The sequence below is a fragment of the Bradyrhizobium sp. F1.13.3 genome (assembly GCF_040548265.1).
Taxonomy (GTDB): domain Bacteria; phylum Pseudomonadota; class Alphaproteobacteria; order Rhizobiales; family Xanthobacteraceae; genus Bradyrhizobium.
In genome coordinates, this window is the sequence record NZ_JBEPRI010000012.1 from 135,035 (window position 1) to 154,083 (window position 19,049).

The 19,049-nt window shown below is 64.4% G+C and carries 15 protein-coding genes; 6 read left to right on the top strand and 9 right to left on the bottom strand.

The window, feature by feature from the left end:
- Positions 1-13: 13 nt before the first annotated feature.
- The gene (locus ABIB66_RS28770; RefSeq protein ID WP_354256335.1) at positions 14-1,087 is read right to left on the bottom strand and encodes a TauD/TfdA family dioxygenase; all 1,074 of its coding nucleotides are present in this window, start codon (positions 1,085-1,087) and stop codon (positions 14-16) included.
- Positions 1,088-1,491: 404 nt separating this feature from the next.
- Between ABIB66_RS28770 and ABIB66_RS28775 the strand changes: the two genes are divergently transcribed.
- The gene (locus ABIB66_RS28775; protein ID WP_007595064.1) at positions 1,492-1,707 is read left to right on the top strand and encodes a hypothetical protein; all 216 of its coding nucleotides are present in this window, start codon (positions 1,492-1,494) and stop codon (positions 1,705-1,707) included.
- Positions 1,708-1,803: 96 nt separating this feature from the next.
- Here the strand turns inward: ABIB66_RS28775 and ABIB66_RS28780 are convergent, their stop codons facing one another.
- The 3 genes from ABIB66_RS28780 to ABIB66_RS28790 all read right to left on the bottom strand — a co-directional run bounded on the left by ABIB66_RS28780 (position 1,804) and on the right by ABIB66_RS28790 (position 7,811).
- Complete coding sequence (locus tag ABIB66_RS28780) at positions 1,804-2,886, bottom strand: two pore domain potassium channel family protein (protein WP_354209118.1); 1,083 nt, start codon at positions 2,884-2,886, stop codon at positions 1,804-1,806.
- 39 nt (positions 2,887-2,925) lie between these two features.
- Positions 2,926-3,948 (bottom strand): L-dopachrome tautomerase-related protein, encoded by a 1,023-nt coding sequence (locus ABIB66_RS28785; protein ID WP_354256339.1) that lies wholly within the window; start codon positions 3,946-3,948, stop codon positions 2,926-2,928.
- A gap of 347 nt (positions 3,949-4,295) precedes the next feature.
- Entirely contained in the window at positions 4,296-7,811 is a 3,516-nt protein-coding gene (locus ABIB66_RS28790) for a LuxR C-terminal-related transcriptional regulator (RefSeq protein ID WP_354209120.1), read from the bottom strand.
- A gap of 5 nt (positions 7,812-7,816) precedes the next feature.
- On the opposite strand from ABIB66_RS28790, the gene ABIB66_RS28795 reads away from it, so the two are divergent.
- On the top strand, positions 7,817-8,272 hold the full coding sequence (locus ABIB66_RS28795) for a nuclear transport factor 2 family protein (RefSeq protein ID WP_354209121.1): 456 nt from the start codon (positions 7,817-7,819) through the stop codon (positions 8,270-8,272).
- 51 nt (positions 8,273-8,323) lie between these two features.
- Here the strand turns inward: ABIB66_RS28795 and ABIB66_RS28800 are convergent, their stop codons facing one another.
- From ABIB66_RS28800 to ABIB66_RS28820, 5 genes are read right to left on the bottom strand one after another with little or no spacing between them, the layout of a single operon-like run.
- Positions 8,324-9,091: a sulfite exporter TauE/SafE family protein gene (locus tag ABIB66_RS28800; protein WP_354209122.1), complete on the bottom strand. Its 768-nt coding sequence runs from the start codon at positions 9,089-9,091 to the stop codon at positions 8,324-8,326.
- Positions 9,088-10,344, bottom strand: a complete 1,257-nt coding sequence (locus tag ABIB66_RS28805) for a CCA tRNA nucleotidyltransferase (RefSeq protein WP_354209123.1) — start codon at positions 10,342-10,344, stop codon at positions 9,088-9,090. The genes ABIB66_RS28800 and ABIB66_RS28805 overlap by 4 nt, the downstream gene beginning before the upstream one ends.
- Positions 10,345-10,353: 9 nt before the next feature.
- Positions 10,354-10,617, bottom strand: a complete 264-nt coding sequence (locus ABIB66_RS28810) for a DUF6111 family protein (protein ID WP_018454951.1) — start codon at positions 10,615-10,617, stop codon at positions 10,354-10,356.
- Complete coding sequence (locus ABIB66_RS28815) at positions 10,614-11,285, bottom strand: CoA pyrophosphatase (RefSeq protein WP_247466246.1); 672 nt, start codon at positions 11,283-11,285, stop codon at positions 10,614-10,616. Before ABIB66_RS28815 ends, ABIB66_RS28810 begins: the two co-directional genes overlap by 4 nt.
- On the bottom strand, positions 11,282-11,893 hold the full coding sequence (locus tag ABIB66_RS28820; protein WP_354209124.1) for a DUF1285 domain-containing protein: 612 nt from the start codon (positions 11,891-11,893) through the stop codon (positions 11,282-11,284). Before ABIB66_RS28820 ends, ABIB66_RS28815 begins: the two co-directional genes overlap by 4 nt.
- 280 nt (positions 11,894-12,173) lie before the next feature.
- On the opposite strand from ABIB66_RS28820, the gene ABIB66_RS28825 reads away from it, so the two are divergent.
- The 4 genes from ABIB66_RS28825 to ABIB66_RS28840 are packed head-to-tail and all read left to right on the top strand — an operon-like array spanning position 12,174 to position 18,997.
- On the top strand, positions 12,174-13,172 hold the full coding sequence (locus ABIB66_RS28825; RefSeq protein WP_275171517.1) for an AAA family ATPase: 999 nt from the start codon (positions 12,174-12,176) through the stop codon (positions 13,170-13,172).
- On the top strand, positions 13,172-14,116 hold the full coding sequence (locus tag ABIB66_RS28830; protein ID WP_354209125.1) for a DUF58 domain-containing protein: 945 nt from the start codon (positions 13,172-13,174) through the stop codon (positions 14,114-14,116). Before ABIB66_RS28825 ends, ABIB66_RS28830 begins: the two co-directional genes overlap by 1 nt.
- The gene (locus ABIB66_RS28835; RefSeq protein ID WP_354209126.1) at positions 14,113-16,926 is read left to right on the top strand and encodes a DUF4159 domain-containing protein; all 2,814 of its coding nucleotides are present in this window, start codon (positions 14,113-14,115) and stop codon (positions 16,924-16,926) included. Before ABIB66_RS28830 ends, ABIB66_RS28835 begins: the two co-directional genes overlap by 4 nt.
- A 7-nt stretch (positions 16,927-16,933) precedes the next feature.
- Positions 16,934-18,997, top strand: a complete 2,064-nt coding sequence (locus ABIB66_RS28840; RefSeq protein WP_354209127.1) for a hypothetical protein — start codon at positions 16,934-16,936, stop codon at positions 18,995-18,997.
- Positions 18,998-19,049: the final 52 nt, after the last annotated feature.

Sequence of the window (19,049 nt, forward strand, 5' to 3'; positions counted from 1 at the left end):
AACCATCGGAACGTCAATCCAACGGAACGTTCAAACTGGTACCTTTGGTGATGATGCCACCACGGTTGCCAACCTCGATCGAACCATAGCGCTGCTTGAAACAATCGGGCAGCGGCCGATCGCCTTCCATGCTGAGCCAAAGGCGCAATAGATGACGCTTCTGGCCTGCATCGGACCAATCGCGGAATCCAGTCCGGTCATGCAGCAAGGCATGATTGTAGACGAACTGCATGTCGCCCGGCTGAAGCCGCATGCCGAAATGCAGCGCGGGATCATTTGCGAGCGCGTCAAAGAGATTGAGCGCCTCGACGCGAGCCGGCGTCAGTCTCGGCGCATCGGGAAAGCGCTGCGCACTATCGATATACTGGCGCTGATAGAACCCGGTCAGGAACCCCGCATGCCAATTCAGCACCGGGATTTCAAGATATGGCTTTTCGTTCTCCGGCACCTCGCCTCGCCGATCTGTCGCGATCGGATCAAACAAGAGAGCGGCAAGGTCGGGACGTCTGTCAAACATCTCGTTGTAGATTGTCGTCGTACTGACAAGGAGGGAATCCCCTCCCTCCATCGCCTCGCGAATGCATAACAATCCAACCACGTCGGACGAATCCGTGTGGAATGTTTGCCGTTCCGAAGTTTGATAAATTCGGGTGTTCGGATCCTTCGCATCCGCGCCGGTGTCACGGACGTGACCGAGAATGTGACCCGCTGCATTCTGAGACCGCGCCGATCCGAGATGCGCGCCCACTCCGCAAAAGATCGTAGCGGCGAACTCCTGGTTATATTTTGCCACCGGGAGGCCGCGTATGACCTCGAAGCCCAAGCCGACCAGGAGCTTTGTCTTGAGATCTTCCAGGTGCGCACCGAGATTGGGAAGCGGAAAGCTTTCCTTCGTGATCTCGGCGATTTTTTTGTTTCTGCCGAGATATGTTTCAGCCGCGCCCTCGAGTTCCGCGATCTCGCCGGCCGCAAGCGATATCAACCATCGATCAGGATTGGCTTTCATCTCAGCGCCCTGCCAGGCGGACGGGATATCGACCTTCCCTGGAGGGCGATGAATCCCGCCGGGCACTGAGACCACATTCATCGTGTTGGCTCCTGGGGAGATTGGACGTCAGACATCGGGGCGGAAGACATGGGGGCAGACGACCAACGATATTGTGCCGACCGCTTGTTTGCAACTTGGCTGAAGCGCAGCAATGAGCCGAGTGCACTGTCGCCGCCAACGGGTGCGCTCGTTGACGAGGACCGTTTCAGGCAGTTCAGCGAGCCGCTTCCACCAAAATGATCGGGTAACAACATGGCCGCTCGTACGACCAATGAAGCCTGGGAAAAAATGGCATCAGCCGGAACGTTCGCGAAGCTGGTTGAGTTGAAAGTCATGCGCCTCGTGCCGCGGTCGTGGCCGCACCAGGCGGCCCGGATAAGGCTCTGCAAGAGGCGAAAGCTACTTTGCGGCGTGCTTGGCAGCACGGCCGCGCGAGGACGACGATGTACACGACGGCGATATACGATGAGCTGAGGCAGATCGAGCGCGACGTCGTCGAAGGAGAACGGCGGCTCGCAGAGCAGGAGGCGCTGATCATTGAAATGAAGCGCCAGAACGAGGACACAGCCAAAGCGGAAGGCGAACTCGAACGGATGCGGATGGAGCAGCGACGTCGCGACCAGGATCGGCAACGTCTGCTCTCACGGCTGCAACCCTGAAACAATTCCGCCCAATGATGCTGATCCGCCGAAGGCGTCGCGTTTCTGAGACGCGAGACCAGGCCAGGCGCGCTCGGCGAGAAGTCCGGCAGGGGTTTACGCCCTTTGTATCGCCGGATCGATGTCCGAGGGCTGGTAAGCCATGGAATTGCCAAGCACACAAACGAGAGAGTCCCACCTTCTTCGGTGTTCCATGTAGGATTCGCACGAATGCGGAAGATCGTCGGTGACACTGATGCCAGCTTGCCGCAGCCGCCGTCGTGCATTGTCGAACCGGACCCGCCAGACTTGCCGATCTCCCTCGTCGGCTTCAGCCGATGCTTTCTCGTGCAGGAAAACGTTGTTGAGGGTCGAAAGGAGTAGCAGCGCGGAGGACCATAGCTGGGTGACTGCGCCGGATTGCTTGAGCCAATCGGCGTCCTTCGGCAATGCACTTCTGATCAGCGAGACGGCATCGAGGACGATGAGCGACGACCGGGAGACGGAGTAGAACGGTTCAGGGAAGCGGAAGTAGAACAGGACGGGATAAAAGTGGTGAGCTTCTTTGGCGTCGGTGACCTCTGCGGCCAACTCCGACAGGTTGTTGTAACCCGCACTCAGCTGGTTGTTCGCGAACAGATGCGCGAGCAGGTCCGCGGCATCGCCGGTCTCACCGCAAAGTGCGTGAATCTTGAGGCAAAGCGAGTTCCTGCTCCTGAGCGCGCCGTAGATCTGCATCAGGTAAGTGATGGTGAGCGATATGACTGACGTCCCGATCACTGAATTCAGAAGAAACAACAGTTTCGCTCCGGCGCTTTGCGGACCAAAATTGCTGCCGCCTACGATAGAGAGGCTGCTTCCCGCGACGTAAAGCGCGGTCACGAAGTCGGTTGGAGTCTCCTGGTTGCTGCTGGTGATGCTGGTCCCGAGCTGAGGGTGCACAATCAGTGCAGCCCCGAGCGCGAGCAGAATAGACCAGGTCAGCAGCAAGGCGACCACGATCAACGGGCCGCAGAATGAAAGCAGATGGTTGCCATTGCCGGCCGAGGAAAGCCGGCGCAGTGCAAGCCAGACCAGTCTGGCCAGGCGGTCGCTGATGATTCCGGTGCCGGCGCGTGCGTAGAGAACCGTGAGGAATACGTCGGCAAGGACCAGTGCCATCAGCAGCGTGCCGGCTATAGGCTCAACCCAATGGGCCATCTGTCCTCCTCGTCCTGAGCCGCCTCCAGAGTCGTACGTTTACTGCCGGTTCGGCTCGCGACTTGACCCGACGGTGTTCGCGTCGCCGGGCATGAATTTGAACAGCGTGAAGTTCTTGTCCGTCCAAGCCATGTGGAACCAGGGCGAATCCTGGATATGCGACGCGGTGACATAGATTGCGCCATCAGGACCTTGCGAGAAGGTGTCCGGCCAGCGCAGGCGCGAATCCGTCAACAGCTGTCGCACGGTACCGTCGCTGGGGTTGAGAACCTTGACGGCGTTGTTGGCGATCGAGCTCAGATAGATTTCGTCATGTTCGCCGGTCCAGAGCCCATCGACGGGCTCCGTCGTTGCCACTGTTTCCGGGCGAGCGCGAGCCGCCGCGTCCGCACTCTGGATACTGGACGTGGCGATCCGGTAGAGAGTCTTCCCGGTCAGGGCCTGCCAGTAGAGGGTGTTGCCGTCCTTCGACAGCGCCAGACTATCGGCATTGAACAAGGGCTGCCGTCCGTCCGGCCGCCGCAAGGGCTGGCCATCTGTCACTACGGTGACGCTCGGATCGAATTGGGTCGAAGGATCGTCGCTCAGCACACGCCAAGCCTGCCCGGATTCGATGTTGAGAACAACCAGGCCGCCGGGCGAACCGGAATCGGTCAGATAGGCGAACTTTCCGTCGGGGGCGATACGGATGTCGTTGAGGTAGCTGGCCGGACCAGCGACGTCCGGCCCGATCGGAAAGATCCGCTTCACGTTGTTCGATTTCAGATCGACCTCGACGATCTTGGGTCCACCCTTCACGGTCTTCTCGGCATTGGGAGCCGCGGGATCGACGACCCAAAGCGATCTGCGCCGGTCCGCAACAACGCTTTGAACGCAAACGAAGTGATCATTGGGCGACACCTCGGACATTCGCGCATTGCGCCAGCCGTTCCATTCCTCATTGGGATATGGCTTGGTCGACCCGTCTGGCATGAGTTCGGCCACCGAAACCGGCGTATCCTCCGTCCAGCGCGGGAAGTTCACGAATATGCGGCCGTCCGGGGCGACCGTGACCCCGGTCACCTGATGGTCGAACGTTGCGACCGAGTGGAGCCGACTGTCGCGATTTTCGACAAGAGGCGCGACAAGCCGTTGGGCCTTGGACTTGATATCCTCTGTTGCGGATTGCGCATGAACCGCGGACGAAATGGATAGCACGACTGCTACGCAGGAGCTGAACGCGATTGGACGCATGAGAGGCCCTTTCCAAAAAGTTTAGGGCCCAATCCGGCTTTGCTTCGATCGTTCCTAGCGACTCCACATCTGCCAACGCGCCTTTGATGGGGAGTTCCAACCAGCGGTCCAGCGATGATGGTTGCCGAGGGATATGGCCGGGCGAGCGAGAGCATCGCCCCCGTCGCGGTCACAGTTCAAATCAGCAAATCATGATGCGCAGGTACAATGGCTTGATGCGGCCCGTTATTGCCGTGGTCGTCCGCGTGTCCGTTCAGTGCATGAGGGACGATCTTGCCGTTGAACCCGAGGCTCTCTTCCTGACCAGGCGGAACGTGCGCATCGAGCGGATGATTGAACTCTTTAACCTCAACTATCGCGACGAGAGGAGAAGGAGTTGGTCCGCTATCGAACCGGAACACCGGTCCTTGGTCTGCGCCGCCGGTTTCGAACGCAGCCTTGGCCGGGTGTGCGTCGTCTGATGCGATCGCTGCAGATTGCGCAGCGTGCTGGGAGCTGCCGTGGTCCACGGTGGCTGGTTCTGCCGTCTTCACGGTCCCCGCAGCCTGCGAAGCCGAAGCGTGATGCTCGCCGCCATCGCGCGGGCCGTTGCCCGGCTTGGAGTCAGCTTCAGTCGACTCGGTGGATGCCACTTTTGCAGACCCTGGCTCTGAAGCGTGCTGCGAGTTGCCGTGGCCTGCGCTGGCGGCCGTTGCGGCGCCCGGATCGATCTCTGCTCCGTCCGGCGGGCTTGCAGCGGCAGAGTGCCCGGATTTGCCGTGTTCCGCGCTGCCTGCTTCTGCCGTCGTCGCTGGTGCTTGCGCGGCGTCAGAAGCCGAAGCGCGATGATGATCGTCGCCATGGCCGCCATCATTGCCCTGTTTGGAGCCAGCTTCAGTCGATTCGGTAGCTGCCGCCTTTGCAGACCCTGGCTCCGATGCGTGCTGCGAGTTGTCGTGGCCCGCGCTGGCGGCCGTTGCGACGCCTGGATCGATCTCGGCTGCGTCCGGTGCGTTTGCGGCGGTTGAGTGCCCGGATTCGCCGTGTTTCGCGCCCGCTGGTTCTGCCGTCTTCGCTGGTGCTTGCGCAGCGTCAGAAGCCGAAGCGTGGTGCTCGGCACCACGGTCGGCGGCGTTGCCCGCTTTGGCCCCATCTTCAGTGGGTTCCGTGGATGCCGCCTTTGCAGGCCCAGGCTCCGAAGCGTGCTGCGCGTTGCCGTTTCCTGGGCTGGCACCCGTTGTGCCCGGATTGATCTCGGCTGCGGCCGGCGCGCTTCCAGTGGTTGGGTGCCCCGATTTGCCGTGTTCCGCGCCCGCTGGTTCTCCCGTCGCGGCCCCTGGTGCAGCCTCCGAAGCCGAGGCGTGATGCTGGGCGCCATTGCCGTCGTCATTGCCCGGTTTGGAGCCGGCTCCAGTCGATTCGGTAGCTGCATCCTTTGCAGATCCCGGCTCCGAAGCGTGCTGCGAGTTGCCGTGCCCCGCGTTGTCGGCCGTTACGACGCTCGGTTGGCCGATCTCGTTAGGCCCAGTCGAGGAAACGCCGGTGCCCGCATTGATCGGACCACTGGTCGATGTGACATTTGCGACTGCCGGCGCCGTCGCGCTATGAGCAAGTTGGACTGGCGATGCGTGAGCCGACGCGGCAGATGCAGCATCGCTTTCTTCCGTTGCATCCGCCGACGGGCCGTTGGAGCTTCCGAACTTCGTCGGCGTTCCCAATCCGGTCCGGGTCTGCCCGAAATGGAAACCCGAGCCGTTGTTGGCCAGAAGGGCCCACGCTCCGGCCGTCCCGAGCGAGCTCTCGCTCCCCTCGATACTGGTTTGGACATTGTCCTTCGTCAGAACAGTCTCATCGGGTGCCACCGCCTGTACCAGCGCGGCTTCGAGCTGCTCCAAGGTGGTCGCAACAGCCACGCCATCTGGCTCGGAGACGACATCCGCCTCCGCAACGGCTACAATTCCCTCCAGATGGATTTCCAGCAAGCCGCGATCGCCGATATCAAGGATACGGTCGGTCGCATTCACATAGACTATCGTTTCGTTGCTTGCGGAGTCGTAGACCCAGGCGAGTGTATGTGGCGGTATGGACTTGCTTGCCGCCGTCATATGCAGCCAAGCAAGCGCTCCGAAAGTCGCAAGATTGATCCTGCCCGGCCCAGATGCGAAATCGAACACGGTGTCGGAAGAGGTCGACTTGGAATTGTTAGACTCGGAATCGATCGGGAAGCGATAAACAACGTTTTCAACGTTGCCGCCTACGCCGATACTGGCATCGTGACCAAGGTCCGCGCCATCAGGTTTATGGAGGTTGTCACCCGCATCGCCCGGGCCCTTTTGGCCCAGAGCGCCTTCAGCGACGTTGCCGTTTCCACTGGTCGTAACGGCGGAGGACAGGCGGACATCGTGCGAGAGGAAACCCGGGGCTGAATTGTCGTCATGATTGGCGGCGGCATGAGTGATCGCGGCCAGTTTTGTGGTCGCGTTCTCTTCAGTGACGGCCAGGATGCTGTCGATCGACGCTTGACGGAGCTCATGCGCCTCCACGGCAAGATCGGAGTCTTGTAGTGCGTAGATCAACGCACCGGTGAGAATAGCGAAGTTGCCATACCCTCCGTGCATCGACATCGCATTGGAAAGAAGCCGCGGGAATTGATGTTCCGGGGCCGGGTCAACTCCGACCTGTATGTCGCTTGCTCCTCGCAGTAAGGGCACGGGAAGATCGGGCGCGCTCGATCCAACAGGAGCGAAGTGCGTCCACGGTTTCGAGCCTCCGGATTGCTCGGCCGTGCGCAGCGCTTCCATGGCCGCCGCCGGGTTGGTGATTTGGGTGGCCTTGGCGAACAAGTCTCTCTGGGCGAGCGTGGGCGTCTCGCCGGATTCCCAGGCGATGAGGTGCCGGAGAATCCCTTTTTTCCAGGGCTCGTACGCGGCGTGCTCGTCCGCGTGGCCGACGCCGTTCTCATCCGGAAAGATGCCATTCGCTTCCGACGCCTTGAGTTCGTCCGCAATCGCCAACGCCAGAAAGGCCAGGGAGAGCGCAGCCAGGCCGGAGGGGCGTTGCAGCAATGCGATGGTCGCGAGCACAGTTCTGTTAGTGATCTCAAGCTTCTGGAAAATATTGTACAGGTGGACTTTGACCGTCCCGTCGGAAACGTTGAGCTGACGCGCGATCTCCTTGTTCGACATTCCTTCCGACACGAGTCGTGCAATTTGACGTTCCCGTTGCGTCAACAGCTCCAGCATCTTTTCGACTTTGCCGTCGCCGTCCGCCTCCTTGCCGGCTGCCGAGAGATCGGACTTCTCCAGTGCCACACCGCTCTTCGTCATCAGCCGCAGCGATCGCAGCATCGTGGCGGGAGAGGCATACTTCGAAATTGCGCTGCAGGCGCCGGCTGCGATGGCGGAAGTCAGATCGTGGTTGGTGTCGGACTCGGTGAAGAACACCAGGCGCGTGGAGAGCTTCTCAGCTTTCACAATCGCGAGGATCTCGGAGACCGTCAGATCTGGCACCTTGTCGGCGAGAATCGCGACGTCAGGTGTCAGCTTCCGAATTGCTTCGAGGCAGCTTGTCCGATCGCTGGACGATGCGACAACGTCGAAGTCCGGCTGCGTCCCGAGGACCGACCTCAGTCCCTGCAAAACGATCGGCTGTGGATCGACGATCACAAGCCGGATGGGCTTGAGTATCCCCTGCCTGGCGGACGCGTCCAACATCGACTTTGGCCCTCGGCCCGGTCCGCTATGTCGTTCGCCATATGGCCGTGCCCGGGTGGGATATTAAAATCAAAAAAGGCTTGGCAGTTCCAGAGCCTGAAGCAGATTTGGACGGTATGCGAGTGAAAAATATGTCCTTTGATCCCATGGCCGTCGCGGTCGACTGGCTTGATGCCTATCGCGCGGGCGATATCGAGGCCATCCTGGAGCTCTATGCCGAAGATGCCGTTGTGCACTGCGGCTGCGCTGGCGTCCAAACCATTACCGGCCGGGAGGCACTTCGTGCCTATTGGGTCGATCGCCTCCGGAAATATCCGGCGGGCACGTTGGATGATCTCAATCCCTGGCAGAACGACGGGACCGTTATCTCGTACATCACCAGTGCTGGCGTCATGAGTGCACTTTTGGCGTTTGACGCCGCCGGCAGGATCAAGGAACTGGACTGCAGTCCCTCACATTAGACCTGCGGCGTGATCCAAACCTGCAGCGGGACACGCGCCACATCCGATTGATTAGATGAGCTGCCTCGCCGCAGCCGAGATCATCACCAGCCCACCGGTGATCACGGCGACGTCAAGGATCGAGGTATGGATGTGTACCGGCATCCGCTCGACGAAGGCTTTGGCCAGGAACGCGCCGGGAATCGCGATGGCGCCGATCAGCAATGCAAAGGCGAGCACCTGCGCGGTCACGGCGCCGGCGAGGCCGAACACGGAGATCTTGATGAGGCCGGTGCCGAGCGAGATCATCGCATCGGTCGCGATGACGGCGGCGCCCTCGAGCCCCGCGGCCATCAGCAGCGACAGCAGGATCACGCCGGAGCCGGAGGTGCCGCCGACCAGCACGCCATAGCCGACCGAGCCTGCCGCGAGACCGGTGTCGCCGAGCTTCACCTGGCGGCGGCGGAGCACACGGCGCAGCTGCACGCTCAGGATCAGCATGGAGCCGATCACCAGCGCCGCGCCCGCATTGGTCAGCCGCGTATAGCCGTAGGCACCAAGCGCGGTCGTGACCGCTGCGCAGGCGAGCACGATCAGCGCGCGGCGGCGATCGGCATAGCGGAGATAGGCGAGCGCGCGGCTGGAATTGGTGAAGATCGCGGAGATCGCGATGATCGGCACCACGGGCTCGGCGCCGACGAGAGGCACCAGCACCAGCGGCATCAGGGCGCCGGTGCCGTAGCCGGCGAGACCACCGATGATCGAAGCAAACAACGCCATCAACGCGACCAGCAGGAGCTGAAAGATCGAGATGTCGGCGAAGCCTGAAACGATGGTCACGTTCTCTCATCGCGGCTGATGCGTGCCGCAGCTTGATCGGCGATGGAAGCGAGTGCGGTGTCCTCTAGGGGAAAATCCGCCGCAAGCCAAGCGTCCTCGGCCAGGGTCAAGACATGTCCGAGCGCTGGTCCTTCCGTCATGCCGCGCGCGATGAAGTCGGCGGCGCGAAGCGGAAATCTCGGCGCAGTCCAGCGCTGTGGCAACTCGGCGAGCGCACGCCATCGCGACGAGCCGACATCACCCCCGGCCCGCGCCCAGCCCAGCAACACGCGATCGTGATAGCGCTCCGCGCCGAGCCGGTAGAGCAGCCGCCGCGCATCGGCTTCGCCCTTGGTGGCCAGGCGCCACCAGCGGTGCCCCATCGAATCCAGCGCCTTGGTTTCCGCATTGGAGAGCCTCAGGCGCGTGGCGACGCGCTTGGCGTCTTCGGTCACGGCGACCGTCAGCGCGGCGAGCCGCCGCGTGCTGCTTGCGGTGAGGCCAAGTTCGCGCTCGATCGCGATCATCGCCGAGAGCGGCCCGGTATAGGCGACGCCGCCGGTCAGCGCTTGCAGCAATCCGCCATCGGCCATCGCAACCGCGGCGGCGGACGCGCCGGGGGCGACCAGCAGCTTCAGCGTCTCCATGCGCAGCCGCTCGGCCGACAGGCTCGCGAGGCCCGCGCGTCCCCGGATGCAGGCAAGATAGCCGTCACGGTCGGGATCGCCGGCGCCAAAGGCGGCGTGGATGCGGAAGAAGCGCAGGATGCGCAGGAAATCCTCGGCGATGCGCTGGTCGGGATCACCGATGAAGCGCACGCGCCGCGCCGCTGCATCCGCGATGCCTCCGACGTAATCGTGGACGACGCCGTCAGCATCGGCCGAGAGGCCGTTCATGGTGAAGTCGCGGCGCTCGGCGTCCTTCACCCAGTCGCGGCCGAACGCGACCTTGGCCTTGCGGCCGAAGGTCTCGGTGTCCTCGCGCAGCGTCGTGACTTCATAAGGCTGGCTGTCGATGACGAGCGTGACGGTGCCGTGGTCGATGCCGGTCGGCACGGCCTTGATGCCGGCGCTCTTGGCCCGCCGCATCACCTCGTGCGGGAGCGCCGTGGTCGCGATGTCGATGTCACCGGGCACAAGGCCGAGCAGCGCGTTGCGCACGGCGCCGCCGACCACCCGTGCCTCCTCGCCATCCGCGTTGAGCAATTGCAGGACGCGCGCGGTCCCGCCCGAAATCAGCCAGGGTGCATCGGCGAGCATGGGCACCGCGCTCATCGGCCGGTCCTATCTTTCCACGCCCGGCACGAGCTTGCCGTTCTCGACGTGGGCGGGGACATAGGTCGAATCCGGCGCAGCGCCGGAGAAATGCGCAAACCCGATCAGCCCCGCGATCACCAGCACGAGCGCCGCCAGCATCAGACGCGCGACGATGGTGATTGGCCAGGACGATTGCACGAACAGGCCGGAGCGCGTGGCGGCCAGGAACAGCGCATAGACGGCAAAGGGAACGAGGAAGATTCCGATCTCGGTCAGGATCGGCCGGATCATGATGAATAGATCCGCTCGTAGAGCACGCGCAGCATGCCGGCCGTCGCGCCCCAGATGTAGCGTTCCGCAAACGGCATCGCGTAGTAGGACCGCTCCATGCCGCGGAATTCCTTGCTGTGCACCTGGTGGTTGGCCGGGTTCATCAGGAACGATAGCGGCACTTCGAACGCATCATCAACCTCGGAATGGTTGATCGTCAGCTCAAAACCCGGGCGCACCCTGGCAACCGTCGGCAGGATGCGGAAGCCGAAGCCGGTGCCGTAGAGATCGAGATAGCCGATCGGTTCGACGAAGTCTCTGGACAGCCCGACCTCCTCCTCGGCCTCGCGCAACGCCGCATCGAGCGGCGAGGAATCCGTCGCATCGATCTTGCCGCCGGGAAAGGCGATCTGGCCGGCATGGTCGTTCAGATGCGCCGAGCGCTGCGTCAGGAGGATGGTCGGCTCGGGATGATCGACCACCGCGATCAAGACCGCCGCCGGCCGCACCGGCTGCTCACGCGCGATGATCTCGAGCATCTTGTCGGTGCCGGGATCGCCCGAGGCCGGAATGATATTGGGATCATAGAGACCGGGCGGAACGTCGAAGCCGAGCCGCGCGGCGGAGCGGGCGAAGAAATCGGCCGCACCGATCACGGCGGGATCGTTCCTGGAGATAGGCTTGTTCAAAGCGCGGCCCTCACCTGCTCCGCATCGGCCATGGCGAAGAATTCGCCGGCCGATTCGACACCGAACATCGGCTGGCCATCGACCATCCGCTCCTCACCCATGTCAACCAGATCGTAATAGAGCGCGCGGGTGACCTTGGCCCACAGCTCGGCGCGGACGTGCAGATAGGGCGTCAGCCCGCCGTCTTTGGCCTGCTCGAAGCGCAGCCGGTGCGCCGCATCGCAGGTGACCCAGTCATCGACATTGGTGCGGAAGCGGAGCACGCGGTGGTCGTCCTCGCCGTCCTTCTGCATTTCGACCGCCATGAACGGTGCGTCGTCGACGCGAATGCCCACCTTCTCCACCGGCGTCACGAGGAAATGCTTGTCGCCTTCACGCTTGAGGATGGTCGAGAACAGGCGAACCAAAGCGTGACGGCCGATTGGCGTCCCCAAATAGAACCAAGTACCATCCGACGCGATTCGCATGTCGAGATCGCCGCAGAACGGCGGATTCCACAAATGCACCGGAGGCAGGCCCTTTTTGGCGCCTTCGGCATCGGCAGCAGTTTTGGCAGCGGCAGTCAGCCCCTCAAGACCGCGATCGGCGCTCTGCCCTTGGTTCGCCATGGTTTGCCCTGACTTTGTCATTTGGCACGATCGGTCATTTGGCACGATTGGTGCAGGTTTACGTTGTATCCGGGTGCTCGGTTCCACCCCGCATTAGTCCGGTGTGGAGGTCGCCACTTCGTGATGCCCTACATATCCCTAAGCCGATAAGGTGGGGATAGGTTAATTCAACGAATACATGGCCTTCCTGCAAGTCTAGCATAGGGCCCACGTCTTGAGTTGAGGACGTGATGACATGACGACGCAAGCGAGCCGCATGGCAGGCTGAAGGAGCTAACGGATGGCGGAGAGTGTCGAGAAGCTCGAAGACGGGATAGTCCGTTCGGCCGAGCAGGTGTCGAGCCAAATTCGCGCGGCAAAGGATGCGATCGCGTCCGTCATCTTCGGTCAGGATCGCGTGATCGAGAACACGCTGGTCACCATCCTCTCCGGCGGCCATGCGCTGTTGATCGGCGTCCCCGGCCTCGCCAAGACCAAGCTGGTCGAGACGCTCGGCATCACGCTCGGCCTCGATGCCAAGCGCATCCAGTTCACGCCCGATTTGATGCCATCCGATATTCTCGGCGCCGAAGTGCTCGACGAGAGCACCTCCGGCAAGCGTGCCTTCCGCTTCATCTCCGGCCCCGTGTTCGCGCAACTGCTGATGGCCGACGAGATCAACCGCGCCAGCCCGCGGACGCAGTCGGCGCTGCTGCAGGCGATGCAGGAGCAGCACATCACCGTTGCCGGCGCGCGTCACGATCTGCCGAAGCCGTTCCACGTGCTCGCCACGCAAAACCCGCTGGAGCAGGAAGGCACCTATCCGCTGCCTGAAGCCCAGCTCGACCGTTTCCTGATGGAGATCGACGTCGACTATCCCGACCGCGACGCCGAGCGCCGCATCCTCTTCGAAACCACCGGCGCCGACGAGACGCTGGCCAAGGGCGCGATGACACCTGATGCACTCATCACCGCGCAGCGACTGATCCGGCGCCTGCCGGTCGGCGATTCCGTGGTCGAGGCGATTCTGTCGCTGGTGCGCTCGGCCCGTCCGGGTCCGGACGGCGGCGACACCAGCAAGTTCATCGCCTGGGGACCGGGCCCGCGCGCCAGCCAATCGCTGATGCTCGCGGTGCGCGCACGCGCGCTGATCGACGGCCGCCTCGCGCCCTCGATCGACGACGTGCTCGACCTTGCCGAGCCCGTGCTGAAGCACCGCATGGCGCTGACGTTCCAGGCGCGCGCCGAAGGCCGCACGATTCCGGACGTGATCAAGCAGCTCAAGACACGGATCGGTTGATGGCCGCAGAGAACGGGCACGCAGCGAAGGAGATCATCGCGATCCGACGTGCCGATGGCGAAAGCCGCACGCTCGCCGCTTCGCTGCCGCGCCTGGTGCTCGAGGCCCGCCGTATCGCCGCCAACGTCATTCACGGTTTGCACGGCCGCCGTCGCGCCGGCTCCGGCGAAAATTTCTGGCAATACCGCCGCTTCGTCTCCGGCGAGCCGTCGCAGAACGTCGACTGGCGGCGCTCGGCGCGCGACGATCTGCTCTATGTCCGCGAGCTCGAATGGGAAGCTTCGCACACGGTCTGGATCTGGCCCGACCGCTCGCCCTCGATGGCCTTCGCTTCAAAACAGGCGCGCGAATCCAAGCTCGAGCGGACGCTGATCGTCGCCTTCGCGCTGGCCGAGCTGCTCGTCTCCGGCGGCGAACGCGTCGGCATTCCCGGGCTGATGGCACCGACCGCAAGCCGCAGCGTCATCGACAAGATGGCGCAGGCGATGCTGCATGACGATGCCGATCGCTTGAGCCTGCCGCCGTCCTTCGTGCCCGCGGCGCTGGCCGAGACGATCGTGCTGTCGGATTTCTGGTCGCCGATCTCCGAGATCAGGACCACGCTCGGCGGCCTGTCCGGCTCCGGTGCGCATGGCACGCTGGTGCAGGTCGTCGATCCCGCCGAGGAATCATTCCCCTATTCCGGCCGCGTCGAGTTCGTCGAGCCCGAGGGGTTCGGCGTGATCACCGCCGGCCGCGCCGAGAGCTGGGCGCTGGATTACACCGCGCGGCTCGCGCTGCACCGCGACCAGATCCGCGCCGAGACCAATAAGCTCGACTGGCTGTTCACGACGCATGCGACCGACCGCTCGGCCGCTGAGCTCTTGCTGTTCCTGCATGCCGGCATGCAGGTGAGCAAATCGGGGGCGCGCACCACCACGATCAAGGCGGGGCCGGCCGCATGATGGGACTGCCGCTCGCCTTCACCGAACCGCTGCTCCTGATCGGCCTCGTCAGCCTGCCGGTGCTGTGGTGGCTGTTGCGCGTGATGCCGCCGCGGCCGCGCCGCATCGAGTTTCCGCCGACCCGCCTCCTGTTCGACATCGCACCGCGCGAAGAGACCCCGTCGCGAACGCCGTGGTGGCTGACCGCATTGCGGCTGCTGGCTGCGGCGCTGGTCATTTTCGCCGCCGCCGGTCCGATCTGGAATCCGCAAACAGGTGCGGCCGCGAGCAAGGCGCCGCTGATGATCATGTTCGACGACGGCTGGAGCGCGGCCTCGAACTGGGACATCCGGATCAGGGCCGCCGACGAATTGATCGCCGGTGCCGAGAACGACCGCCGTGCGATTGCGCTGGTGCCGCTGTCCGAGCCGAACCGCGATATCACCCTGATGCCGGCGGGCGCCGCGCGCGTCGCGCTGCGGCAGCTCACGCCAAAGCCGTATTCGATCGAGCGCGTCGAGACCCTGACCGCAATCGATCGCTTCCTGAAAGCCACGGGCGACTGCGAGATCGCCTGGCTCTCCGACGGGGTCGACACCGGTCGCGGCGAGGAATTCGTGGCTGGCCTCGGCAAGACCGTCGGCGATCGCAGCCTGACCGTGTTCGAAGGCGGCACCTCCTCAGCCCTGGCCCTGGTCGCGGCCGAGAACGCCGCAGCCAGGATGACGGTGAAGGTGCTGCGCACCGACGGCGGCATCGCCATCGGCACCGTGCGCGCGCTGGACCAGAAGTCTTCGCCGATCGGCGAAGCGCGTTTTTCGTTCGGTCCGCAGGACAAGGAAGCCGAAGCGTCGTTTGATCTGCCGGTCGAGCTGCGCAACGACATCACGCGGCTTGAAATCGCCGGTGAGCGCTCCGCCGGCGCAGTGCAGCTGCTCGACAAGCGCTGGCGCCGCCGTGCCATCGGCATCGTCTCGGGCTCGACCAGCGAGACCGCGCAGCCGCTGCTGGCGCCGACCTTCTATCTCACCCGCGCGCTGGCGCCGTTCGCCGACGTGCGGCTCGCCGACAAGGGCTCGCCTCAGCAGGGCATCACGCAGTTCCTCGACCAGAAGCTGCCGATGATCATCCTTGCCGATGTCGGCACCATCGCCCCCGAAATCCGCGAGCGTCTCAATGCCTGGATCGACCAGGGCGGCGTGCTGGTGCGGTTCGCCGGTCCGCGGCTGGCGCAGGCCGAGGACGATCTCGTTCCGGTCAAGCTGCGCAAGGGCGGCCGGACGCTCGGCGGCAGCCTGACCTGGGAAAAGCCGCAACATCTGGCCTCCTTTGCCGCCGATGGTCCGTTTGCCGGTGTCGTGGTCCCCAAGGACGTCACCATCAGCCGCCAGGTGCTGGCCGAGCCCGACGCTGTACTTGCCACCAAGAGCTGGGCGTCGCTGGAAGACGGCACGCCGCTCGTGACCGGCGAGCATCGCGGCAAGGGCGTCGTCAGCCTGTTCCACGTCAGCGCCGACATGCGCTGGTCGGATCTGCCCATGTCGGGCACCTTCGTCGAAATCCTGCGGCGCGTCGTCGACATGTCCGGCTATACCGCCAAGCCGGGTCCAGGCGTTGCCACTGAGGCGACCGCCGAAACGGTGGCGCCGCTGCATATCCTCGACGGCTTCGGCGCCTTCGGTCCGCCGCCGGCCGCCGCCAAGCCGCTGCCCGCGGATTATCGCGACCGCGCCACACCCGATCATCCGCCGGGCTTTTATGGTCCGGCAGAAGGACCGCTCGCCGTGAACACGCTTGCCAGCGCCGACCGTATCGCAGCCCTGAACACCGCAAGCCTGCGCGCCCGGCACGCCACCTACACCAATGCCGAGCCGCAGGACTTGCGCGGCTGGCTGCTGTCAACGGCGCTCGCGCTGTTCCTGATCGACGCCATCATCGTCGCGGTGCTCGGCGGCGGCCTTGCCGCGCTGCTGCGCCGCCGCGCCGCGCCCGCGATGATCGTCTTCGGTCTGGTGCTCGCAGGCCTCGCCTCGTTCGTGCCGACGCCATCGCACGCGGACAGCGCATCCGACGAGTTCGCGATGAAGGCGGTGTCGCAGACCCGCCTCGCCTATGTCGTGACCGGCAATGCCGACGTGGATTCCATCGTCAGGGCCGGGCTGTCAGGACTGACGCTGTTCCTGGCGCAGCGCACCGCGCTTGAGGCCGGCGATCCCGTCGGCATCGATCCGGCGCGCGACGAGCTCGCCTTCTTCCCGCTGATCTACTGGCCGATCGTGCCCGGCGCGCCCAAGCCGTCGCGGGACGCCATCAACAAGATCGACGCCTACATGAAGCAGGGCGGCACCGTGCTGTTCGACACTCGCGACGCGGTCGAAGCGCCGCCCGGCGCCAACGGCGCCGCGCAGACCCCGGCCATGCAGACGCTCCGCGAGATCCTGTCCTCGCTCGACGTCCCCGAGCTGGAGCCGGTGCCGCGCGAGCACGTGCTGACCAAGACCTTCTTCCTCTTGCGCGACTTCCCCGGCCGCTTCACCACCGGCCAGACCTGGGTCGAGACCTTGCCGCGCGAAGAGGACGAGGACAGCGCGCAGCGGCCGGCGCGCGGCGGCGACGGCGTCTCACCGATCATCATCACCTCGAACGACCTTGCCGGCGCCTGGGCCGTGCGGCCCGACGGCCAGGCCATGCTGCCGGTGACCGGCGGCGACCCCCGCCAGCGCGAATTCGCCTACCGCGCCGGCGCCAACATCGTGATGTACACGCTGACCGGCAACTACAAGGCCGACCAGGTGCACGCACCGGCTCTGATCGAACGGCTGGGGCAGTAGGATCTATATGAATTACGGCATCGCATTCACGCCGCTGGTTCCCGCGATCGTCCTGTGGATCGCGCTGGCCGCGATCGTCGTCATCGCGATCGTGCTGCTGCTGGCGCGGGCGCGCGGCGCTGCCGTGCGCGTGGCCGCGTTGGCGCTGTTCCTGCTGGCGCTCGCCAACCCCTCCTTCACCCGCGAGGACCGCGATCCGCTCACCTCGGTCGCCGCCATCGTCGTCGACAAGAGCCCGAGCCAGAATTTCGGCAATCGCAATCGCGAGGCCGCTCAGGCGCAGGAAGCGCTGGTCGACAGCCTGAAGAAGATCAAGGGGCTCGAGGTCCGCGTCGTCGATGCCGGACAGGCCGACGGCGAGACCGACGGCACAAAGCTGTTCGGGGCGTTGGCCTCGGCCTTGTCCGACGTGCCGGTCGACCGCGTCGCCGGTGCGTTCCTGATCACCGACGGCCGCGTTCACGACATTCCGGCCAACGCTGCCGGGCTCGGCTTCCAGGCGCCGGTGCACGCGCTGATCACCGGGCAAAAAGACGAGCGCGACCGCCGTATCGCGGTCATCGCTGCTCCGCGCTTCGGCATCGTCGGACAGCCCCAGACCATCACCTACCGCCTCGACGACCAGGGCGTCAGCGGCGAGCGCGCCAAGGTCACGGTCCGCAGGGACGGCGAGGTCATCAACGAGCGCACGCTTTCGAGCGGCCAGGCGGCAAGCGTCGAAGTCGACATCAAGCATTCCGGGCCGAACATCGTCGAGATCGAGGCCTCGCCGCTCGAGCGGGAATTGACGCCGGTGAACAACCGCGCCGTCGTCGCCATCGACGGTGTGCGCGACAAGCTGCGCGTGCTGCTGGTCTCGGGCGAGCCGCATTCCGGCGAGCGCACCTGGCGCAACCTGCTCAAATCCGATGCCAGCGTCGATCTTGTCCACTTCACCATTCTGCGGCCGCCGGAGAAGCAGGACGGCACGCCGATCAACGAATTGTCGCTGATCGCGTTTCCGACCCGCGAGCTGTTCCAGCAGAAGATCAACGAATTCCAGCTGATCATCTTCGACCGCTATGCCCGCCAGGGCGTGCTGCCGATCGCCTATTTCGACAACATCGCACGCTACGTGCGTTCCGGCGGCGCGGTGCTGGTCTCGGCCGGCCCCGATTACGCCTCCAACACCAGCATCTGGCGCACGCCGCTGGATTCGGTGCTGCCGGCCGAACCGGTCGGGGTGACGGAAAAGCCGTTCTACGCGCATCTGTCCGACGTCGGCAAACGCCATCCCGTCACGCGCGGCCTCGAGGGTTCGGCCTCCGAGCCGCCGCGCTGGAGCCGATTCTTCCGCACCGTCGACACCCGCAATGCGGTCAACCCGCCCGTCATGACGGGCGTCGACGGTAAGCCGCTGCTGTTCCTGTCGCGTTTCGGCGAGGGCCGCGTCGCACTGCTGCTCTCCGACCACATCTGGCTGTGGGCGCGCGGCTATGAAGGCGGCGGCCCGCATCTCGACCTGTTGCGGCGGATGTCGCACTGGCTGATGAAGCAGCCTGATCTGGACGAGGAAGCGTTGCGCCTGCAGGTGCAGGGCAAGAATCTCGTGGTGGTGCGCCAGACCATGGCGGACAGCGTTCAGCCGGTGAGCGTGACCTCGCCGTCGGGCGTGTCGCGCGACCTGACGCTTGCAGCCGGCGATCCCGGCGAATGGCGCGCCAGCCTGCCGGCGAGCGAGCTCGGCCTGTGGCAGGCCACCGACGGCACGCTGAAGGCGCTGATCAATGTCGGCCCGACCAATCCGAAGGAGTTTTCGGAAGTCACCTCCACCGTCGACACGTTGAAGCCGCTGACCCAGGCGACCGGCGGTGACGCCGTGCGCGTGGTCGACGGCGCCAGCGTCGAGCTGCCGCGCATCCTGCCGGTCCGCTCGGCGAGCGTCTTCCATGGTGACGGCTGGATGGGCGTGCGGATGCGCGACGCCAGCGTCGTGAAGGGCGTCGGCGTGCTGCCGATCTTTGCCGGCCTGATCGGGCTGCTGCTGCTGCTCGGCGCGTTTGCTGCGACGTGGATGCGCGAGGGGCGCTAGGCGGCTTACGCGCCTCCCTTCGCTTCCGTTAGTCGGATAACCCCCATCGCCC